17 protein-coding genes are annotated in these 16,896 nt (G+C 63.3%); 14 read left to right on the top strand and 3 right to left on the bottom strand.

Features of this window, described 5'->3' with window-relative positions; all coding sequences use genetic code 11:
- Positions 1–14: 14 nt before the first annotated feature.
- Both EB235_RS29140 and EB235_RS29135 read right to left on the bottom strand, forming a co-directional pair.
- The gene (locus tag EB235_RS29140) at positions 15–1,508 is read right to left on the bottom strand and encodes an NAD-dependent succinate-semialdehyde dehydrogenase (RefSeq protein ID WP_027033939.1); all 1,494 of its coding nucleotides are present in this window, start codon (positions 1,506–1,508) and stop codon (positions 15–17) included.
- A 129-nt stretch (positions 1,509–1,637) separates the two neighbouring features.
- On the bottom strand, positions 1,638–2,129 hold the full coding sequence (locus EB235_RS29135; RefSeq protein WP_027033940.1) for an Lrp/AsnC family transcriptional regulator: 492 nt from the start codon (positions 2,127–2,129) through the stop codon (positions 1,638–1,640).
- An 82-nt stretch (positions 2,130–2,211) separates the two neighbouring features.
- Between EB235_RS29135 and EB235_RS29130 the strand changes: the two genes are divergently transcribed.
- The 10 genes from EB235_RS29130 to doeB all read left to right on the top strand — a co-directional run bounded on the left by EB235_RS29130 (position 2,212) and on the right by doeB (position 12,006).
- Positions 2,212–3,597 (top strand): PLP-dependent aminotransferase family protein, encoded by a 1,386-nt coding sequence (locus EB235_RS29130; RefSeq protein ID WP_027033941.1) that lies wholly within the window; start codon positions 2,212–2,214, stop codon positions 3,595–3,597.
- 124 nt (positions 3,598–3,721) lie between these two features.
- Positions 3,722–4,516 (top strand): ectoine/hydroxyectoine ABC transporter ATP-binding protein EhuA, encoded by a 795-nt coding sequence (gene ehuA / locus EB235_RS29125; RefSeq protein ID WP_027033942.1) that lies wholly within the window; start codon positions 3,722–3,724, stop codon positions 4,514–4,516.
- 86 nt (positions 4,517–4,602) lie between these two features.
- Positions 4,603–5,454, top strand: a complete 852-nt coding sequence (ehuB, locus tag EB235_RS29120) for an ectoine/hydroxyectoine ABC transporter substrate-binding protein EhuB (RefSeq protein ID WP_027033943.1) — start codon at positions 4,603–4,605, stop codon at positions 5,452–5,454.
- 194 nt (positions 5,455–5,648) lie between these two features.
- A complete protein-coding gene (ehuC, locus tag EB235_RS29115) occupies positions 5,649–6,308 on the top strand; it encodes an ectoine/hydroxyectoine ABC transporter permease subunit EhuC (RefSeq protein ID WP_027033944.1) in 660 nt (219 codons plus the stop codon).
- A gap of 34 nt (positions 6,309–6,342) precedes the next feature.
- Positions 6,343–7,002: an ectoine/hydroxyectoine ABC transporter permease subunit EhuD gene (ehuD, locus tag EB235_RS29110; RefSeq protein WP_027033945.1), complete on the top strand. Its 660-nt coding sequence runs from the start codon at positions 6,343–6,345 to the stop codon at positions 7,000–7,002.
- A gap of 3 nt (positions 7,003–7,005) precedes the next feature.
- Positions 7,006–7,785 (top strand): ectoine utilization protein EutA, encoded by a 780-nt coding sequence (gene eutA, locus EB235_RS29105; protein ID WP_027033946.1) that lies wholly within the window; start codon positions 7,006–7,008, stop codon positions 7,783–7,785.
- Positions 7,786–7,790: 5 nt separating this feature from the next.
- Positions 7,791–8,777, top strand: a complete 987-nt coding sequence (eutB, locus tag EB235_RS29100) for a hydroxyectoine utilization dehydratase EutB (RefSeq protein WP_027033947.1) — start codon at positions 7,791–7,793, stop codon at positions 8,775–8,777.
- Positions 8,774–9,766, top strand: coding sequence for an ectoine utilization protein EutC (gene eutC, locus EB235_RS29095; protein ID WP_027033948.1), 993 nt, complete (start codon positions 8,774–8,776; stop codon positions 9,764–9,766). The genes eutB and eutC overlap by 4 nt, the downstream gene beginning before the upstream one ends.
- A 39-nt stretch (positions 9,767–9,805) precedes the next feature.
- Positions 9,806–10,996, top strand: coding sequence for an ectoine hydrolase DoeA (doeA, locus tag EB235_RS29090; RefSeq protein WP_027033949.1), 1,191 nt, complete (start codon positions 9,806–9,808; stop codon positions 10,994–10,996).
- A 5-nt stretch (positions 10,997–11,001) separates the two neighbouring features.
- On the top strand, positions 11,002–12,006 hold the full coding sequence (gene doeB, locus EB235_RS29085; RefSeq protein WP_027033950.1) for a N(2)-acetyl-L-2,4-diaminobutanoate deacetylase DoeB: 1,005 nt from the start codon (positions 11,002–11,004) through the stop codon (positions 12,004–12,006).
- Positions 12,007–12,025: 19 nt separating this feature from the next.
- On the opposite strand, the gene EB235_RS29080 is transcribed toward doeB, so the two are convergent.
- Positions 12,026–13,000 carry a GlxA family transcriptional regulator gene (locus tag EB235_RS29080; RefSeq protein ID WP_027033951.1) on the bottom strand — a complete coding sequence of 325 codons (975 nt, stop codon included), beginning with the start codon at positions 12,998–13,000 and terminating at the stop codon, positions 12,026–12,028.
- 129 nt (positions 13,001–13,129) lie between these two features.
- Here EB235_RS29080 and EB235_RS29075 point away from each other — a divergent pair, with 129 nt between their 5' ends.
- The 4 genes from EB235_RS29075 (at position 13,130) to EB235_RS29060 (ending at position 16,858) form a co-directional block, all read left to right on the top strand.
- On the top strand, positions 13,130–13,768 hold the full coding sequence (locus EB235_RS29075; protein WP_027033952.1) for an HD domain-containing protein: 639 nt from the start codon (positions 13,130–13,132) through the stop codon (positions 13,766–13,768).
- Between the two features lie 199 nt (positions 13,769–13,967).
- On the top strand, positions 13,968–15,089 hold the full coding sequence (locus tag EB235_RS29070) for an acyltransferase family protein (RefSeq protein ID WP_027033953.1): 1,122 nt from the start codon (positions 13,968–13,970) through the stop codon (positions 15,087–15,089).
- Positions 15,090–15,270: 181 nt separating this feature from the next.
- Complete coding sequence (locus tag EB235_RS29065; RefSeq protein ID WP_032926052.1) at positions 15,271–15,951, top strand: GntR family transcriptional regulator; 681 nt, start codon at positions 15,271–15,273, stop codon at positions 15,949–15,951.
- Between the two features lie 112 nt (positions 15,952–16,063).
- Positions 16,064–16,858 carry a DeoR/GlpR family DNA-binding transcription regulator gene (locus tag EB235_RS29060; protein ID WP_027033955.1) on the top strand — a complete coding sequence of 265 codons (795 nt, stop codon included), beginning with the start codon at positions 16,064–16,066 and terminating at the stop codon, positions 16,856–16,858.
- The last annotated feature ends 38 nt before the right edge of the window (positions 16,859–16,896 follow it).

Genomic DNA, 16,896 nt, shown 5'->3' with positions numbered 1-16,896 from the left:
GTGGCCGCACGGACTTACGCGACGTCCAGACAGAGATATTTGAGATCGGTGAAGGCTTCGAGCCCGTGGCGCGAGCCTTCGCGGCCGATGCCGGATTGCTTGACCCCGCCAAAGGGGATCGGCGCGCCGGTGATCTTGACGCGGTTGATGGCTACCATCCCATAGTCGAGCGCGCGGCCCATGCGCTGCTGGCGCGCGCCGTTCTCGGTCACGACATAGGCGACGAGGCCGTATTCGGTGGCGTTGGCGCGGGCGATCACTTCATCCTCGCTGTCGAACGGGGTCACGGCGGCGACCGGACCAAACGTCTCCTCGCGCATGATCAACGCCTCGTCAGTGACGTCGGCGAGCAGCGTCGGCTGGTAGAAAAGCGGCCCGGCCTGATGACGCCTGCCACCGGTGAGGCAACGCGCGCCATGTGCGATGGCATCGGCGACCTGTTCTTCGACTTTCGTCACGGCGCGCTCATGCATCAGCGGCCCGATATCGACTTCCCCGGCAAGGCCGTTGCCGGTTCGAAGCGCTTCGATGCGCTTGGCGAAGGCAGCGCAAAAGCGCTCGTAGAGCGGGCGCTGGACATAGATGCGGTTGGCGGCGAGGCAGTCCTGGCCCGATGTGGCGAATTTGGCATCGATGGCGATGCTCACCGCTTTGTCGATGTCGGCATCGGCAAAGACGATCAGCGGCGCGTGGCCGCCAAGCTCCATCACCAGCCGCTTCATCGTCGGCGCACTTTGGGCTGCGATCAGCCTGCCGATCTCGGTCGAGCCGGTGAAACTCATGGCACGTACGCGTGCGTCCTCGCACATCCGGCCGACGATGGTCGCGGCCTTGCCGGTGACGATGTTGAAGACACCGGCGGGGATGCCGGCGCGCTCGCCAAGTTCCGCCAGCGCCAGCGCCGACAGCGGCGTCTCGGAGGACGGATGCGCAACAATGGTGCAGCCGGCTGCAAGCGCGGCGGCCGCTTTGCGGGTCAGCATCGCCGATGGGAAATTCCATGGCGTGACGACACCGACGACACCGAGCGGTTCACGCCGCACCATCATTTCCGCATGCGGCAGATGACTGGTCACGCTCTCCGCATTGAGCCGTTTTGCTTCCTCCGCATACCATTCGACAAAGGACGCTGCATAATCGATCTCGCCCAGCGACTCCTGCAGCGGCTTGCCCTGTTCCAGCGTTATCATCAGAGCGAGATCGTCTTTCGCGGCGACAATCAACTCGAACCATTTTCGCAGGATTTTAAAGCGCTCCTGCGGCAACAGCGACCGCCAAGCCGGATAGGCGCGGGCGGCGGCATCGATCGCCTTTGTCGTCTGCCGCGCATCGAGCGCGGCGACGAAAGCGACGGTGGCTCCTGTCGCCGGATCGGTGACCTCGAAGCTCTCCGCCGCTTCGCTCGCCGTCCAATGGCCATCGACATAGGCGAGTTCGCGCAGCAGCCGACGGTCGGCGAGGCGGTCCAGCGCCTCATGGCGATGCGAGCGGGCGAAATGCGCGGACATGGTCGAGGCCTCCCGGTTCGGACTATGCGGGAAGACTATCCGTATCGCGCAGACAGAGAGGCTGTTTGGATGCCCTGATGTAGAGAGATTCTCTCTATTGCGCCGCGCTGGCGGACAATCTCTCCGGGCTCAGGCCGACGCCGGCAGCAGGTCGGCGATCGGCAGCGCGATCTCTTCCTTGACTGTCTTGGTGACGATGTAGGTGAAGTAGCGGTCGATGCCGATCTCGCGGTCAAGCAGGCCGTCGACCAGTCGCTGATAAGCGTCGATGTCGCGCGCCATGACCTTCAGCACATAGTCGACGCCACCGCCCACCGACCAGCAGGCGACGATTTCGGGGATGTCACGGATGACGCGCTCGAAGCGGTCGAAATCGGCCTGCCGATGGCTGGCCAGGGTCACTTCCATCAGTACGGTGGCAATAGGCGCCACGACGCGCATGGCGATCCTGGCATGATAGCCCGAGATGATGCCGGCCTTCTCCAGCTTGCGCAGCCGCATCCAGCACGGTGTCGGCGACAGCCCGACCTGTTCGGCCAGCGCCAGCTTGGTGATGCGCCCGTCGCGCTGGATGACGTCGAGGATTTTCAGGTCGATCGGGTCGAGTTTCGCAGCAGTCATGGTATCCACTTTTTCGTCCAGACTACCATGATTACCCAATATTTCGATTGTCAATTGCACTGATTTCGATCTCTAATAAGTCATGACATTGTGGCGACCCGATCCTGCGCTCATCCGGCGGCCAGCCTATCAATCGCTTGCCGACCAGTTCGCGCGCGCCATCCATGATGGCCGCCTTGCCAATGGCGCGCGGCTGCCGACGCATCGCCGGCTGGCGGACGATCTCAAGCTCTCGGTGCAGACGGTCAGCCGCGCTTATGAGGAATTGATCCGGCGTGGCCTGATTTCAGGCGAGATCGGTCGCGGCAGCTTTGTCCAGACGCAGCGCCGTGAACCGGAGCCGCCCTATCTGCCGGAACGCCTCGGCGAGGTCATCGACCTCTCGATCCTGAAACCGGTGTGCGAGCCGATGCATCTGGAGCGGCTCAAGCAGGCTTTGGGCTGGCTGGCCGAAAACCTGCCGTCGAGTTCGGCACTGTCCTTCAGGCCCAACATGGTGTTCCCGCGCCACCGCACCGTCGCCGTCGAATGGCTGAAACTGTGCGGGCTCGATGTCTCAGCGCAGAACATCAGCCTGACCAACGGCGCCACCGCCGGCATGACGGTGGCGCTGATGAGCGTTGCGCCGCCGGGCTCCACCGTTGCCACCGAGGCGATCGGCCACCACACGCTGGTGCCGCTCGCTCGCTATCTCGGCTTCAACCTCGAAGGTCTGCCGATCGACGGCAATGGCTTGATCCCCGAAGCGCTGGACGAAGCCTGCCGGCTTTCCGACATCCGCGCCGTTTTCGTGCAGCCTTCGGTGATCAACCCCACGGCGACGCTGATGGATGCCGGGCGCCGCGCCGAGATCGCGGCGGTTGCACGCAAGCACGACATCGCCATCATCGAGAACGACGTGCTGGGTCCGCTGGTCGAGGACCGGCCGCCGCCGGTCGCGGCTTTCGCGCCGGAGCGCACGCTCTACGTCACTTCCTTCACCAAGATCACCGTGCCCGGCCTGCGCATCGGTTACCTCGCCGCGCCTGACCGCTATGTCGCCGCCGTTGCCAACCGGCACCTGGTGTCGAACTGGATGGCAACGCCGCTGGTGGCCGAGATCGCCACCAAATGGGTGACCGACGGCACCGCGATGGAACTCGTCCGCTGGCAGCGCGCGGCATTGCGGCGGCGGCAGGATATCGCCGCCGAGGTGTTGGCCGGGATCGACTATCGCGCCCGGCGCGACGGGTTGCATGTGTGGCTGCAACTGCCAGCCGACCGAGCCGAGGAAAGCTTCGTCGCCCAGGCCCGGCTGCAAGGTGTAGCGATCGCGCCAGGCACCTCCTTCCGCATTTCCGACGCGCCCTGGCATCCGGCCGTGCGCATCTCGCTGGGGTCGACCACCGAAGGGGAACTGCGCGCCGGCCTCGGCGTTGTCACCAAGCTCTTGCTTGGCGATCCGGAGCATTTGCTGCTCGCCATCTAGGCCGACGATGCTTCGAAAAGTGCGCAATCAGAAAAATTGTCATGATATTATTTTCTCAATTGACATGATTTGACGCGTTCCGCATCGTTAAGGGCACAGGCTTCTCCAGCACGGGGAAATTCATTTGTCCGCAACCGCCGCGCCCATCATCAAGATCGACGGCATCTCGAAAAGCTTCGGCAGCTTCAAGGTGCTCGACGGCCTGTCGATGCAGGTCATGCCGCGCGAAAAGCTGGCGCTGATCGGCCCGTCCGGTTCGGGCAAGACGACGATCCTGCGCATCCTAATGACGCTAGAGCGGATTGATGGCGGCCACATCCAGATCGACGGCGAGCAACTCTACCACATGGAACGCAACGGCCAGCTGCTGCCGGCCGACGAGCGCCATCTGACCCGGATGCGCCAGAAGATCGGCATGGTCTTCCAGCTGTTCAACCTGTTTCCGCACAAGAGCGTCATCGACAATGTGACGCTGGCGCCGATGCTGACCAAGGGCACGCCGCGCGCCGCCGCCGAGAAGCGAGCGATGGAACTGCTCGACATGGTCGGCATGGCCGACAAGGCAAAGGCGATGCCGGCGCAACTGTCCGGCGGCCAGAAGCAGCGCGTGGCGATCGCCCGCGCGCTCGCTTTGCAGCCGAAGATCATGCTGTTCGACGAGGTGACATCGGCGCTTGACCCGGAACTGGTCGAGGAGGTGCTCAACGTGTTGTGGCGGCTTTGCGCCGAGACCGACATGACCATGCTGCTGGTGACCCACGAGATGGGGTTTGCCCACGATTTCGCCGACCGGGTGCTGTTCTTCGATCGCGGCAGGATCGTCGAAGAAGGCAAGCCCGACGAGATTTTCCGAAATCCCAAGCAGGAGCGCACGCAAGGCTTCCTGAAGAAGATCATCGCGGCCGGGCATCGCGTCTGACCGCCGTGGAAAAGGGTGGCGGACAGCCGCCTTTCGACAACACCGGAATCAACAAAACCAAGACAAGAAACAAGGAGTTGGGAACAATGAAGAAACTTGGCATTCTGGCTGGCGTCGCCGGCCTTGCATTGACGGCGGTGCTCGCAACCTCGAGCGTAGGCTCGGCTGCCGACAAAAAACTCGAACAGCTAAAGACCCAAGGTTTCGCCCGCGTCGCGATTGCCAACGAGCCTCCCTATACGGCGGTCGCAGCGGACGGCAAGGTGTCGGGTGCGGCACCCGACGTGGCGCGCGAGATCTTCAAACGGCTTGGCGTCGCCGACATCGTCGCCTCGATTTCGGAGTATGGCGCGATGATCCCCGGCCTGAAGGCCGGTCGTTTCGACGTCGTCACCGCCGGCCTGTTCATGAAACCGGAGCGTTGCGCCGCTGTCGCCTATTCCGAGCCCGTGCTGTGCGACGCCGAGGCGATGCTGGTGAAGAAGGGCAATCCGAAGGGCTTCAAGAGCTACGAGGATGTCGCCAAGGACACATCAGCCACGATCGGCGCGCCCGGCGGCGGCACCGAGGAGAAGCTGGCGCTCAATGCCGGTGTGCCGCGCGAACGCGTCATCGTCGTGCCAGACGGCCAGAGCGGCCTGAAAATGGTGCAGGACGGCCGCATCGACGCCTACTCGCTGCCTGTTCTGTCGATCAACGACCTGATGAAGAAGGCCGCCGATCCGACCCTCGAGGTCATCGCCCCGGTGCAGGGAGCGCCGGTCTATTGCGACGGCGCCGCCTTCAAGAAGGGCGACGAGGCGCTGCGTGATGCTTTCGACGTCGAACTCGCCAAGATGAAGAAGTCCGGCGAGTTCGCCAAGATCATCGAGCCCTACGGTTTCTCGGCGGCGGCCGCGATGTCGACGACACGCGACAAGCTCTGCTCGGCGAAGTGAGGCGCTTTTGCCTTCTCCCCGTTCACGGGGAGGGGGAGAAGGTGTCACGAAGTGACGGATGAGGGGCGGCGCCAGGTTTTGCCAAGTTAGTGCTGCCCCTCATCTGCCTGCCGGCATCTTCTCCCCGTAAACGGGGAGAAGGAGGCTTTCGCCGCCGCCTCGCACAACCGCAAATGTGGGAAGTTTTCGATTCAATGACCCAGTGGTCCGGCTATTTCGGCCTGATATTGCAGGGAGCGCTTGTCACTATCGAGCTGACGCTGATGGGGTCGGTGCTTGCCCTGATCATGGCCTTTCTCGCCGGCCTGGGACGGCTGTCGCGCTTCTTTGCGTTGCGCGCGCTCGCCACCGCCTACATCGAATTCTTCCGTGGCACATCGATCTTCGTGCAGCTGTTCTTCGCCTATTTCGTGCTGCCGCTGGTGGGCCTCGAATTGACCCCCCTGCAAGCCGGCGTGCTGGCGCTGGGCCTCAATGTCGGCGCCTATGCCGCCGAAGTGGTGCGCGGCGCCGTGCAATCGATCGGACGCGAGCAGCACGAGGCCTGCATCGCGCTCAATCTCGGCCGCTGGCAAGGCATGCGCCATGTCATCCTGCCGCAGGCTTTCCTGGTCATGCTGCCGACCTTCGGCAACAACGCCATCGAACTGCTCAAGGCGACGTCGGTCGTCTCGCTGATCTCGCTCGCCGACCTGACCTTCCAGGCGCAGGTTGTGCGCGCCCAGACCGGCAACACCATGGTGCCGTTCACCACCATCCTGATCATCTATTTCATCCTGGCGCTGCTCATCTCATGGGGCGTGCGCTCGCTGGAACGCCGCATGGCGCGTGGCCTTGATGGGGTGCGCGTCTGATGGCCAATGCCCTTCTGATGAATTGGGTTTGCTGATGGAATGGGATTGGGATTTCGTATGGCAGATCATGCCGACGTTGATCCAGGGGGTGAAGATCACCATTCTGGCGACGCTGCTCGGCTCGGTGCTGGCGGCGATCGTCGGGCTCGGCATCGCGTTGGCGCGCCGCTCGCCCAACAAGGCTTTGTCGCGCACGGTCGGTTGGGCGGCCGAATTCATTCGTGGCACACCGCTTCTGGTGCAGCTCTATTTCATCTTCTACGTTCTGCCCGACATCGGCATTCTGCTGCCGCCGCTGGTCGCCGGTGTCATCGGGCTCGGACTGCACTACGGCACCTACACGGCGGAGGTCTACCGCGCCGGCATCGACAATGTGCCGCGCGGCCAGTGGGAGGCCGCCAAGGCGTGCAATCTCTCCGCCCGACAGACCTGGACGCACATCATCATTCCGCAGGCCATCCCGCCGATGATCCCGGCGCTGGCCAATTATTTCATCGCCATGTTCAAGGAGACGCCGTTGCTGTCGGCCATCACCGTTCTGGAGCTGATGAACCAGGCGAAGAGTGTCGCCAACACCTACTATCGCTATATCGAGCCAATCACGCTGGTCGGCGCTTTCTTCCTCGTCATCAGTCTTTGCTCGGTCGTGCTGCTGCGCTGGCTGGAACGCCGCTACGGCAAGATCGAGAGGTAGTTCATGAAACCCTTGCCCGAGATCAAGGTCCATCCGCAACGGCCATCGCTCGATGATCGCCCGCTCGAGCGGCGCGTAGGCCTGATCATCCTTGCCACCGACCACACCAGCGAGCCGGACTTTCGCCGCATGGTCGCGAGCGAGCGCATCGGCGTCTATGTCGCGCGCATTCCCTATGCCAACCCGACAACGCCGGAGAACCTGCGCAAGATGCAGCCTGCGCTGACGGCGGGCGCTGCCTTGATCCTGCCCGACGAGAAGCTCGATGCCATCTGCTACTCCTGCACCTCGGCCTCGGTGGTGATCGGCGATGCCGAGATCGAGGCGGCGATCCAGGCCGCCAAGCCCGGCAGTACCGTGGTCACGCCGCCGGCGGCCGGCGTGCGCGGGCTGAGAGCGTTGGGCGCGAAGAAGATCAGCATCCTCACGCCCTACACGGTCGAGACATCCAGGCCGATGGCGGCCTATTTCGCAGCACGCGGCTTCGAGATCGCCAGCTTCACTTGTCTGGGTTTCGAGGACGACCGGGAGATGGCGCGCATTCCGCCGGCGGCGCTTGTCGATCTTGCAAGAGAGGCTACGCACGTACAGGCCGACGCCCTGTTCGTGTCCTGCACGGCACTGCGTGGTGCGCTTGCGGTCACCGGCATGGAACAGGCGATCGATCGCCCGGTCGTGACCAGCAACCAGGCCAGCGCCTGGAACTGCCTGCGCCTGTGTGGCGACGAGACAGTTCATCCGGAGTTCGGCCGGCTGATGACGCTGCCTTTGCCGCGCGATTGACGATCATGGCGACCGTCATTCTTAGCGATATCCAAGCCGCGCGTGAGCGCATTGCCGGCAAGATCCTGCAGACGCCAACAGTCTTGTCCCATAGCCTGTCAGAATGCTTCGGCATCCCAGTTTATCTCAAGCTCGAGCACCGTCAGACCACAGGCAGCTTCAAGCTGCGCGGTGCTTCGAATGCCGTCGCTTCGCTGAGTGTCGAGGAGAAAACACGCGGCGTGGTCGCGGCATCGACCGGCAATCACGGCCGGGCGCTGGCGCATGCCGCGAAGCTCGAAGGCATGCGCGCGGTGATCTGCATGTCGCGGCTGGTGCCTCAAAACAAGCTCGATGAAATCCGCCGGCTTGGCGCCGAAATCCGTATCGTCGGCAACAGCCAGGATGACGCGCAGAAAGAGGTCGAGCGCCTGGTGACGCAAGAGGGGCTGGTGATGCTGCCGCCTTTCGATCATCCGGCCATCATCGCCGGGCAAGGCACGCTCGGGCTGGAGATGATCGAGCAGGTCCCGGATGCCGCTCTCGTCCTGGTCCAGCTCTCTGGTGGCGGGCTGGCCTCCGGCATCGCCGTCGCCGTCAAGGGCGTCAGCCCCGGCACAAAGATCATCGGCGTCTCGATGGCGCGTGGCGCGGCTATGAAGGCGAGCCTCGATGCCGGCAAGCCAGTGCTCGTGGAAGAGCTGCCGACGCTGGCGGATTCGCTCGGCGGCGGCATCGGCCTCGACAATCAGCTGACCTTCGCCATGTGCCGCGACCTGCTCGACGATATCATCCTGCTCGGCGAGGACGAGATCGCCGCCGGCATCCGCCATGCCTATGCGCAGGAGCGCGAGATCGTCGAGGGCGCCGGCGCTGTCGGCATCGCCGCGCTGCTCGCCGGCAAGGTCAAGGCGAGCGGGCCTGTGATTGTGCTGCTCTCTGGCCGCAACATCGACATGAACGCACACCGCAAGATCGTCTGCGGTGAGGCGATCGCGGAGCGCGCCGCATGAGCCGGATGACGATCCTCACCGAAGCCGAGTTGCGCAAGATCGTGACGCTGGATCTCGATGCCGTGGCCTGCGTCGAAAACGCTTTTCGCGCGCTGGCCACTTTGCCCGTCGCGATGCCGCCGATCCTGCGGCTCGACATTCCCGAGCATCGCGGCGAGGTCGATGTGAAGACCGCCTATGTGCCGGGCATCGATGGCTTCGCCATCAAGATCAGCCCTGGCTTTTTCGACAATCCGAAACTCGGCCTGCCCAGTGTCAACGGCATGATGGTGCTGTTGTCGGCTAAGACCGGGCTGGTCGAGGCGCTGCTGCTCGACAATGGCTATCTGACCGACATTCGCACGGCCGCGGCAGGCGCGGTCGCGGCCAAGCATCTGTCGCGGCCGGATTCGTCTGTTGCCGCGATCTTCGGGGCCGGCGTACAGGCTGGGCTGCAGCTCGAAGCCCTTATGCTGGTGCGGCCAATCACTGAGGCGCGCATCTGGGCGCGCGATGTCGCCAAGGCAGAGCTGACGGCAGACGCCTTGCGCGAGAAGCTTGGTATCGAAGTGCGCGCCGAAGCCGATGCGGCAGAGGCGGCTGCCGGCGCCGACGTCATTGTCACCACCACGCCGTCGACCGAGCCGCTGATCAAGGCGGGATTCGTCTCCGCCGGCCAGCACATCACCGCGATGGGCTCGGATGCCGAGCATAAGAACGAGATCGCACCGGCCATCCTGCGCATGGCCGATCTCTATGTCGCCGACAGCGCCCGCCAGACACGGCGGCTGGGTGAACTGCATCATGCCATTGCGGCTGGCGTGATGGTTGGAGATGCAGAGGTGACCGAACTTGGCCAGATCATCGCCGGCGCAAAGCATGGTCGGCGTTCGGCCAGCGACATCACCATCGCCGATCTCACCGGTACCGGCGTGCAGGACACGGCGATTGCGACGCTCGCCCGCGACCGGGCGCGAGCGGCCAGTTCCGGGACGATTTTCGAAAGCTGACATCTGGCCGCCAGGCCCAACAAACGAGGATCAAGAACAATGCAACCAAACCTGAAATTCTCGCGCGGCGAATTCGCAGAACGCCTCGCCAAGACCCGCAAAGCCATGGGAGCCAAAGGCATCGATCTCCTGATCGTCAGCGATCCGTCCAATATGGCCTGGCTGACCGGCTATGACGGCTGGTCGTTCTATGTCCACCAGGCCGTCATCGTGCCGCCATCGGGTGAGCCGGTCTGGTACGGCCGCGGCCAGGACGCCAACGGCGCCAAGCGCACCGCCTATCTCGCGCATGACAACATCGTCGGCTATGCCGATCACTACGTGCAGTCAACCGAGCGCCACCCGATGGATTTCTTGTCCAGCGTGCTTGCCGATCGCGGCTGGGGCAAGCTCACCATCGGCGTCGAGATGGACAATTACTGGTTCTCCGCCGCTGCCTTCGCCTCGCTGCAGAAGCATCTGCCCAATGCCCGCTTTGTCGATGCGACCGCGCTGGTCAACTGGCAGCGCGCGGTGAAGAGTGCGACCGAAATCGACTATATGCGCAAGGCCGCCCGCATCGTCGAAGCCATGCACCAGCGCATCGTCGACAAGATAGAAATCGGCATGCGCAAATGCGATCTCGTCGCCGAGATCTACGATGCCGGCACGCGTGGTGTCGACGGCCCAGAGGGGAAAATTGGTGGCGACTACCCCGCCATCGTGCCGCTGCTGCCGTCGGGCGTGGATGCCTCGGCGCCGCACCTGACCTGGGACGACCGGCCGATGAAGTCAGGCGAGGGCACCTTTTTCGAGATCGCCGGCTGCTATAACAGGTACCATTGCCCGCTCTCGCGTACCGTTTTCCTCGGCAAGCCGACGCAGGAATTCCTCGATGCCGAAAAGGCGACGCTGGAAGGCATGGAGGCGGGGCTTGCGGCGGCGAAACCCGGCAACGCTTGTGAGGACATCGCCAACGGCTTCTTTGCCGTTCTGAAGAAATACGGCATCGTCAAGGACAACCGCACCGGTTATTCGATCGGTCTGTCCTATCCGCCGGATTGGGGCGAACGCACGATGAGCCTGCGCCCCGGCGACCGCACCGAACTCAAGCCCGGCATGACTTTCCATTTCATGACCGGCTTGTGGCTGGAGACGATGGGGCTGGAGATCACCGAATCCATCCTCATCACCGAAACCGGTGTAGAGTGCCTGGCCAATGTACCGCGCAAACTGGTGGTGAAGAATTGAGCCCGATGTCCAGCCTCCGTCCATCACCAATCGCGCCGACTGTCGATTTCGACCGCGACGGCGTCCAGCACGGTTTCCTGCGCCTGCCCTACAGCCGCGACGACTCCGCCTGGGGCTCGGTGATGATCCCGATCTGCGTCCTCCGCAATGGCAAGGGGCCGACGGCGCTGCTCTCCGGCGGCAACCATGGCGACGAATATGAGGGCCCACTGGCGCTCTACGATCTTGCCCGCACGCTCGACCCGAAGGACGTCAGCGGCACCGTGATCATCGTGCCGGCGATGAACTATCCGGCCTTCCGTGCCGGCACCCGCACCTCGCCGATCGACAAGGGCAACATGAATCGCAGCTTTCCCGGCCGTCCCGACGGCACGGTGACCGAAAAAATCGCCGACTATTTCCAACGGGAGCTGCTGCCGCGCGCCGACATCGTCTTCGACTTCCATTCCGGCGGCAGGACGCTGGACTTCGTGCCATTCTGTGCCGCGCACACTTTGCCCGACAAGGCGCTGGAGCAGAAAGCCTTTGACGCGGTGGGCGCATTCTCCGCCCCGTTCTCGATGCGCATGATCGAGATCGACTCGGTCGGCATGTACGACACGGCGGCCGAGGAAATGGGCAAGGTCTTCGTCAGCACCGAACTTGGCGGCGGCGGCACCTCGCGCGCGCAAACCGTGCGCGTCGCGCGGCGCGGCATTCTCAATGTGCTGCGCCACGCCGGCATTGTTGCTGGTGCGGTCGAGAAGGGCAGAACTCAATGGCTCGATATGCCCTCGGCCGATTGCTTCTCCTTCGCCGAGGACGACGGCATGATCGAAACCATGGTCGATCTCGGTGATCCCGTTGAGAAGGGCGCGGTACTGGCGCGCATTCATTCTATCGGTCGCACCGGCGTCGCTCCGCAGGAGATCCGGGCAAAAATGTCGGGCATGCTGGCGGCGCGCCATTTCCCGGGGCTGGTCAAGGCCGGCGACTGCGCGGCGGTGGTTGCCGTCGAAGTGGAAGGTTAGACGAAAGCAAGCCGCGCTTTCAAAGCACAGCCTGCAACTCATCGACCTGAACGCGCCGGTAGGCGGCAGGTGTCACGCCGATCTTGCGCTGGAAGGCGCGGCGAAACGTGTCGACGTCCGAAAAGCCGCACTGGTCGGCGACGAGTTTTGGCGCCGCACCTGCCTCCAACAGGCGCTGCGCCGCCTCCACCCGGATCGCTTCGACCCAAGCCGAAGGCGTGATGCCGACCTCCTGGCGAAACAGCCTGGCGAAATGGCGCGCGCTCATACCGGCGCGGCCGGCAAGCTGGTCAACGCCATGTTCTTCGCCCGGATTGGCGATCACCCAGCGCTGCACCTGCTGCAGCGCCGAGCGCCCGGTCGGGCTGCCGGCGCCCCTGCGACTATACTGAAGCTGGCCGCCGCTGCGGCGGAAGTACATGACGAGTTGCGCCGCGACGCGACGCGCGATCTCGGCGCCGAGATCTTCCTCGACCAGTGCCAGCGCCAGATCGAGCCCTGCGGTCACTCCCGCAGCCGTCCTGATCTTGCCGTCGCGGACGTGGATGGCATCGACATCGAGGATCACCTCGGGAAAGTGCTCGGCGAGCCGGTCAGCCACGGCCCAATGGGTGGTGGCGTGGCGGCCATCGAGCAAGCCCGCTTCCGCCAGCAGGAAGGCGCCGGTGCACACCGAGCCATAGCGTCGGGCAGTGGCGCTGACGGCGCGCAGCCACTCGAGCACAGGCGCACTGTGTGCCTTCAGCCCCAAATGCGGCGCGCCGGCCACCAGCATCGTGTCGAAGCGCGGCATGCCGGCCTGCCCGATGATGAAATCAGGCAGCAGCCGTGCCCCCGAGGAGCAGGTTACCGGGCCGTCCGCTGTTGCGACGATCGATAGGGCATAGGCTTGCCGGCCCGCCCCTAGATTGGCTTCGGCAAAGACATCGAGCGGCCCGGAAACATCGAGCAACTGCGCGCCGTCCATGGCGAGGATGCCGATCCGCAAGGCCATCAGTCAGTTCCCATCCGCCGCGCCAAAGTCCGCTTTGCCAGTGTTATGGCAGAAATAGTCGTAACAAAACGATTTCTGCCATAGCCGATAAAGCCTATTTGTCACGCCAGATCAACAGGAGACGACATCATGGCCACCATCCCTGCCGGCGCCGGCATTCCCGACAGCAAGCTGGCGCGCTCCATCACGGCCTTCATCCGCGATACCGAAACTGAACTGCTCTTCAACCATTCGAGCCGCGTCTATCATTTTGGCGCGCTGGCCGGCCTGCATCGCGGGCTCAAATTCGATCGCGAACTGCTCTATGCCGGCGCAATGTTCCACGATATCGGGCTGATGCCGAGCCACTCAAGCCAGCATGAACGTTTCGAGGTCGATGGTGCTCACGCCGCGCGCGACTTCCTGCGCAGCCATGGCATTCCCGAAGAGGATGCCTACACGGTCTGGACCGCGATTGCGCTGCACACCACGCCGGGCGTTACGGTTCACATGCATCCCGTGGTGGCGCTGGTGACGGCCGGCGTCGAGATGGACGTGCTCGGGCTCACCCACGCGCAATATTCCGATGAGGAGCGCGAAACGGTGGTGCAAGCCTTTCCGCGGACGCCGGCCTTCAAGGAAGACATCATCCAGGCCTTCTATGACGGCATCAGGCGCAAGCCCGACACCACCTTCGGCAACGTCAAGGCCGATGTGATCGCCGACAAGGAACCGCATTTCCACCGCGGCAACTTCTGCTCGGTAATCCGCAACTCCGCATGGCGGTAGGTCTGGGCATGCTCTCGATGGGATGATCGAGATCGCTCCAGAACTGAATTTTCCTAACAAACGGAAGCATAAATTAACGAGAAGAGAACAAGGTGAGGACGGTAGGCGGAAATCCCGTTTCGGGTGTCCGTGCTTGGCGCGAGCGTGAAGGGCAACGCAGCGTGGCAACCATTCCAAACGCGGGCACTCGGTCTGAACCATGAAGTCTTCGACTGGAGAACACTATCCGGCGCTGGACCATGTTCGCGGCCTGGCAGCTTTCCTGGTTTTCACCTGGCATTTTCTCCACCAGTCGCCTCAGGGTCCGGTACCCTATGATTTCGTGCCAGCCTTGCCCGTCTTCAGCCTTCTGGATGAAGGCAACACGGGCGTTTCGCTGTTCATGGCGCTCTCCGGTTACCTGTTCGCCAAGCTTCTTGATGGAAAACAGGTCCGCTATCTGCCCTTCTTTGCCAACCGGGCGCTGAGGCTGCTTCCTCTTCTGCTGGCCGTGATAGCCATCGAAGCCTGCCGCAGATATGAGGCGGGCCAGCCTCTGGGTGAGTATTTCACCGACGTCGGCAAGGGGGTGATCTTTCCCACCCTTCCGAACGGCGGTTGGTCGATAACGGTGGAAGCCCACTTCTACATTCTGCTGCCGTTCCTGCTGATGGCGTCCAGACGGTTCCTGTTCGCGCCCTTGCTGTTCGTCGCGGCAGCGATTTTGCTCAGGTCGGCGCTCTATGTGCAGCTCGGCGAGGTGCAGTCGGCGGCGGCCTGGACCATCATCGGTCACGCCGATCAGTTTCTGGCCGGCATTCTCGCCTTTCATCTCCGCGCCGATGCGAAGGGCCGGCACTGGCTGGCACTGGCCGTTCTCACTGCGTTTTCGGCGTTCTTCTGGTGGTTCGATGCCGCCGGCGGATTCTATCGGCTTGGGCACTATCCCTCGCAGCATTGGATATGGATCATCCTGCCAACCGTGGAGGCGGCAGCCTATGCGTTTGGGATCGCCTATTACGACACCAGCTTCGCAAAGAAACGAGAAGGCCTGCCGTTCAAGATCCTGGAGAAGGCGGGGGCCTACAGCTATTCGATCTACCTTCTGCACCTGTTCTTCGTCATGCAGCTTGCGGCGTTCATCAACACGAACGTCATGAGCATCAGCAATTTCTACATTTCCTGCCTCTGGTCCTTGCTGTGCTTTCTGGCGACGATCCCGATCGGCTATCTCAGCTACACCTGTATCGAAGCACCATTTCTGCGCCTGCGCGTGCGATATACGGAGCCAACATCTGCTGATCCGATCCTGTTCAAGGATCAGCCCGCGACGGCCGCATAGACGGCGCGCCCGAGGGGCAGCGCACTGCCAACATATCTGAGAGGGAGATATCGGCTCGGGCATGCCGCTGTTAACTTTGGCTGGTCTGCAGCGGGACTGGGGACCGAAGCTCGTACACGAGGATACTTATATCCCTATTGGTTTTCCACTACGCTCGATCCGCGTGACAGGGGAGCATCGATTGCGCGGATTTGCGGAAAGCCTGATCGAGAGGCCGCAGACGGTGGCGGAGCAGGTCGCCAACGTCCTGCGCGAGGCCATAGCGAGCGGAACGCTGAAGGCGGGCACCGCGCTGCGGCAGGACGAACTGGCCGAGCAGTTCGGCTTCAGCCGCATGCCTATTCGTGATGCGCTTCGCCAATTGGAAGCCGAGGGCGTTGTGTCTATTCACCCAACCAAGGGTGCGCATGTTGCCCGGATGGACGGCGCCGAAATCAGCGAAATCTACGCGGTGCGCGAATTGCTGGAATGCGAAGCGCTCCGGCTGTCCGTGCCTGCCCTGTCCGGCGGCAAGCTCGACGAGGCGGAACAGGTGCTCGACCAGATCGACGCCGAGCGCAATGTCGGCCGCTGGGGTGCCCTGAACAAAGTCTTTCATCTCTCGCTCTACGATGCCTGTGGCAACCACCGTCTGCTCGGCCTGATCGAGGCGCATCACAACGCGGCCGATCGCTATGTCCGCATCCTCTTGTCGAATCTCGACCATCGCACCCGCTCGCAGAGCGAGCATCGCGACCTGCTGGCCGCCTGCCGCCAGCGCGAGGGCAAGAAGGCCGTCAGCGTTCTGCGGCAGCATCTGCGCGAAGGCAGCGACACGCTCGTCAATGCGGTAGAGTGCGGCGGCCTGGCGCGAAACACCTAGGCTCGACAGGCGATGCTGAGGCTGATCGATATCTGCCAGATCAGGCACGGTTGCGTGTGCGCAGGATCACTGCCACATATTGCAACATCAAAATTCGACATGAGGGATCGCCATGTCTCCCGTCAGCCGCTTGCCGGCACGCGCGCTTGCCCCGCGCCGCCATGATGAGATCCTGAGACGGCTGAGTGCCCAGGGCTCCGTCAGTGTTGCCGAGCTGGCGGAGTTCTTCGATATCTCGCGCGAAACCATCCGTCGTGACCTGAAGCTGCTTTCGGACCAGGGCAGGCTGGGCATCGTGCATGGCGGTGCTGCCCGCTTCGAGCCGAGCGAACCGGCGATGAGCCTGCGCAGCCAGGAAAATGCCGGTGGCAAGGCGGCGATCGGCAAGGCGGCCGCCGGCCTAGTCAGGGATGGCATGGTGGTCTTTCTCGATTCCGGCACCACCACTTTGGCCGTCGCGCAGGCCATGGCCGGACTGCACGATCTCACCATCTGCACTGCCAGCCTGAAGATTGCGCTTCATCTGTGCCATGTCCCCGGCATGCGCGTGCACATGCTGGGCGGCGAAATCGATCCGGGCGAGGAGGCGGCTTCCGGCATCGATACGCTCGATGCCATGGCCCGCTTCCGTGTCGACATCGCCTTTCTCGGTGGCGGCGCCCTGTCGCCGGGCGGCGAAGTCACCGACTTCACCCGCGCCGGCGCCGAGCAGCGCGGCCGGATGATTGCGCTCGCCGGCAAGGCCTATTTCGTGCTCGACAGCGGCAAGTTCGGCAAGCTGACGCCGCTCAGGGTTCCGAATTTCGAACGCGCTGCCGGCGTGATCGTCGACGCCAGTCCCGAACCGGCCCTCGTCCAGGCGCTTTCGCAAAAGGGGCCAGAACTCATCGTTGCAACCTTGATGTGATATTTTGTGACTTTTTGAGTTGATATTTGGCTTTCCTG

The organism is Mesorhizobium loti R88b (genome assembly GCF_013170845.1).
Classification (GTDB): domain Bacteria; phylum Pseudomonadota; class Alphaproteobacteria; order Rhizobiales; family Rhizobiaceae; genus Mesorhizobium; species Mesorhizobium loti_B.
Note: the sequence above shows the minus strand (reverse complement) of the source record. Positions and strands in the feature narration are given on the sequence as shown.

What these genes read in the sequence shown, in the direction of transcription:
- eutA (WP_027033946.1), top strand. Translation starts at nt 7,006, where the DNA reads ATGAAACCCTTGCCCGAGATCAAGGTCCATCCGCAACGGCCATCGCTC.
- EB235_RS29130 (WP_027033941.1), top strand. Translation starts at nt 2,212, where the DNA reads ATGACATTGTGGCGACCCGATCCTGCGCTCATCCGGCGGCCAGCCTAT.
- EB235_RS29060 (WP_027033955.1), top strand. Translation starts at nt 16,064, where the DNA reads ATGTCTCCCGTCAGCCGCTTGCCGGCACGCGCGCTTGCCCCGCGCCGC.
- EB235_RS29135 (WP_027033940.1), bottom strand. Translation starts at nt 2,129, where the DNA reads ATGACTGCTGCGAAACTCGACCCGATCGACCTGAAAATCCTCGACGTC.
- ehuD (WP_027033945.1), top strand. Translation starts at nt 6,343, where the DNA reads ATGGAATGGGATTGGGATTTCGTATGGCAGATCATGCCGACGTTGATC.
- ehuC (WP_027033944.1), top strand. Translation starts at nt 5,649, where the DNA reads ATGACCCAGTGGTCCGGCTATTTCGGCCTGATATTGCAGGGAGCGCTT.
- EB235_RS29075 (WP_027033952.1), top strand. Translation starts at nt 13,130, where the DNA reads ATGGCCACCATCCCTGCCGGCGCCGGCATTCCCGACAGCAAGCTGGCG.
- doeA (WP_027033949.1), top strand. Translation starts at nt 9,806, where the DNA reads ATGCAACCAAACCTGAAATTCTCGCGCGGCGAATTCGCAGAACGCCTC.
- EB235_RS29070 (WP_027033953.1), top strand. Translation starts at nt 13,968, where the DNA reads ATGAAGTCTTCGACTGGAGAACACTATCCGGCGCTGGACCATGTTCGC.
- eutB (WP_027033947.1), top strand. Translation starts at nt 7,791, where the DNA reads ATGGCGACCGTCATTCTTAGCGATATCCAAGCCGCGCGTGAGCGCATT.
- doeB (WP_027033950.1), top strand. Translation starts at nt 11,002, where the DNA reads ATGTCCAGCCTCCGTCCATCACCAATCGCGCCGACTGTCGATTTCGAC.
- ehuB (WP_027033943.1), top strand. Translation starts at nt 4,603, where the DNA reads ATGAAGAAACTTGGCATTCTGGCTGGCGTCGCCGGCCTTGCATTGACG.
- EB235_RS29080 (WP_027033951.1), bottom strand. Translation starts at nt 13,000, where the DNA reads ATGGCCTTGCGGATCGGCATCCTCGCCATGGACGGCGCGCAGTTGCTC.
- EB235_RS29140 (WP_027033939.1), bottom strand. Translation starts at nt 1,508, where the DNA reads ATGTCCGCGCATTTCGCCCGCTCGCATCGCCATGAGGCGCTGGACCGC.
- eutC (WP_027033948.1), top strand. Translation starts at nt 8,774, where the DNA reads ATGAGCCGGATGACGATCCTCACCGAAGCCGAGTTGCGCAAGATCGTG.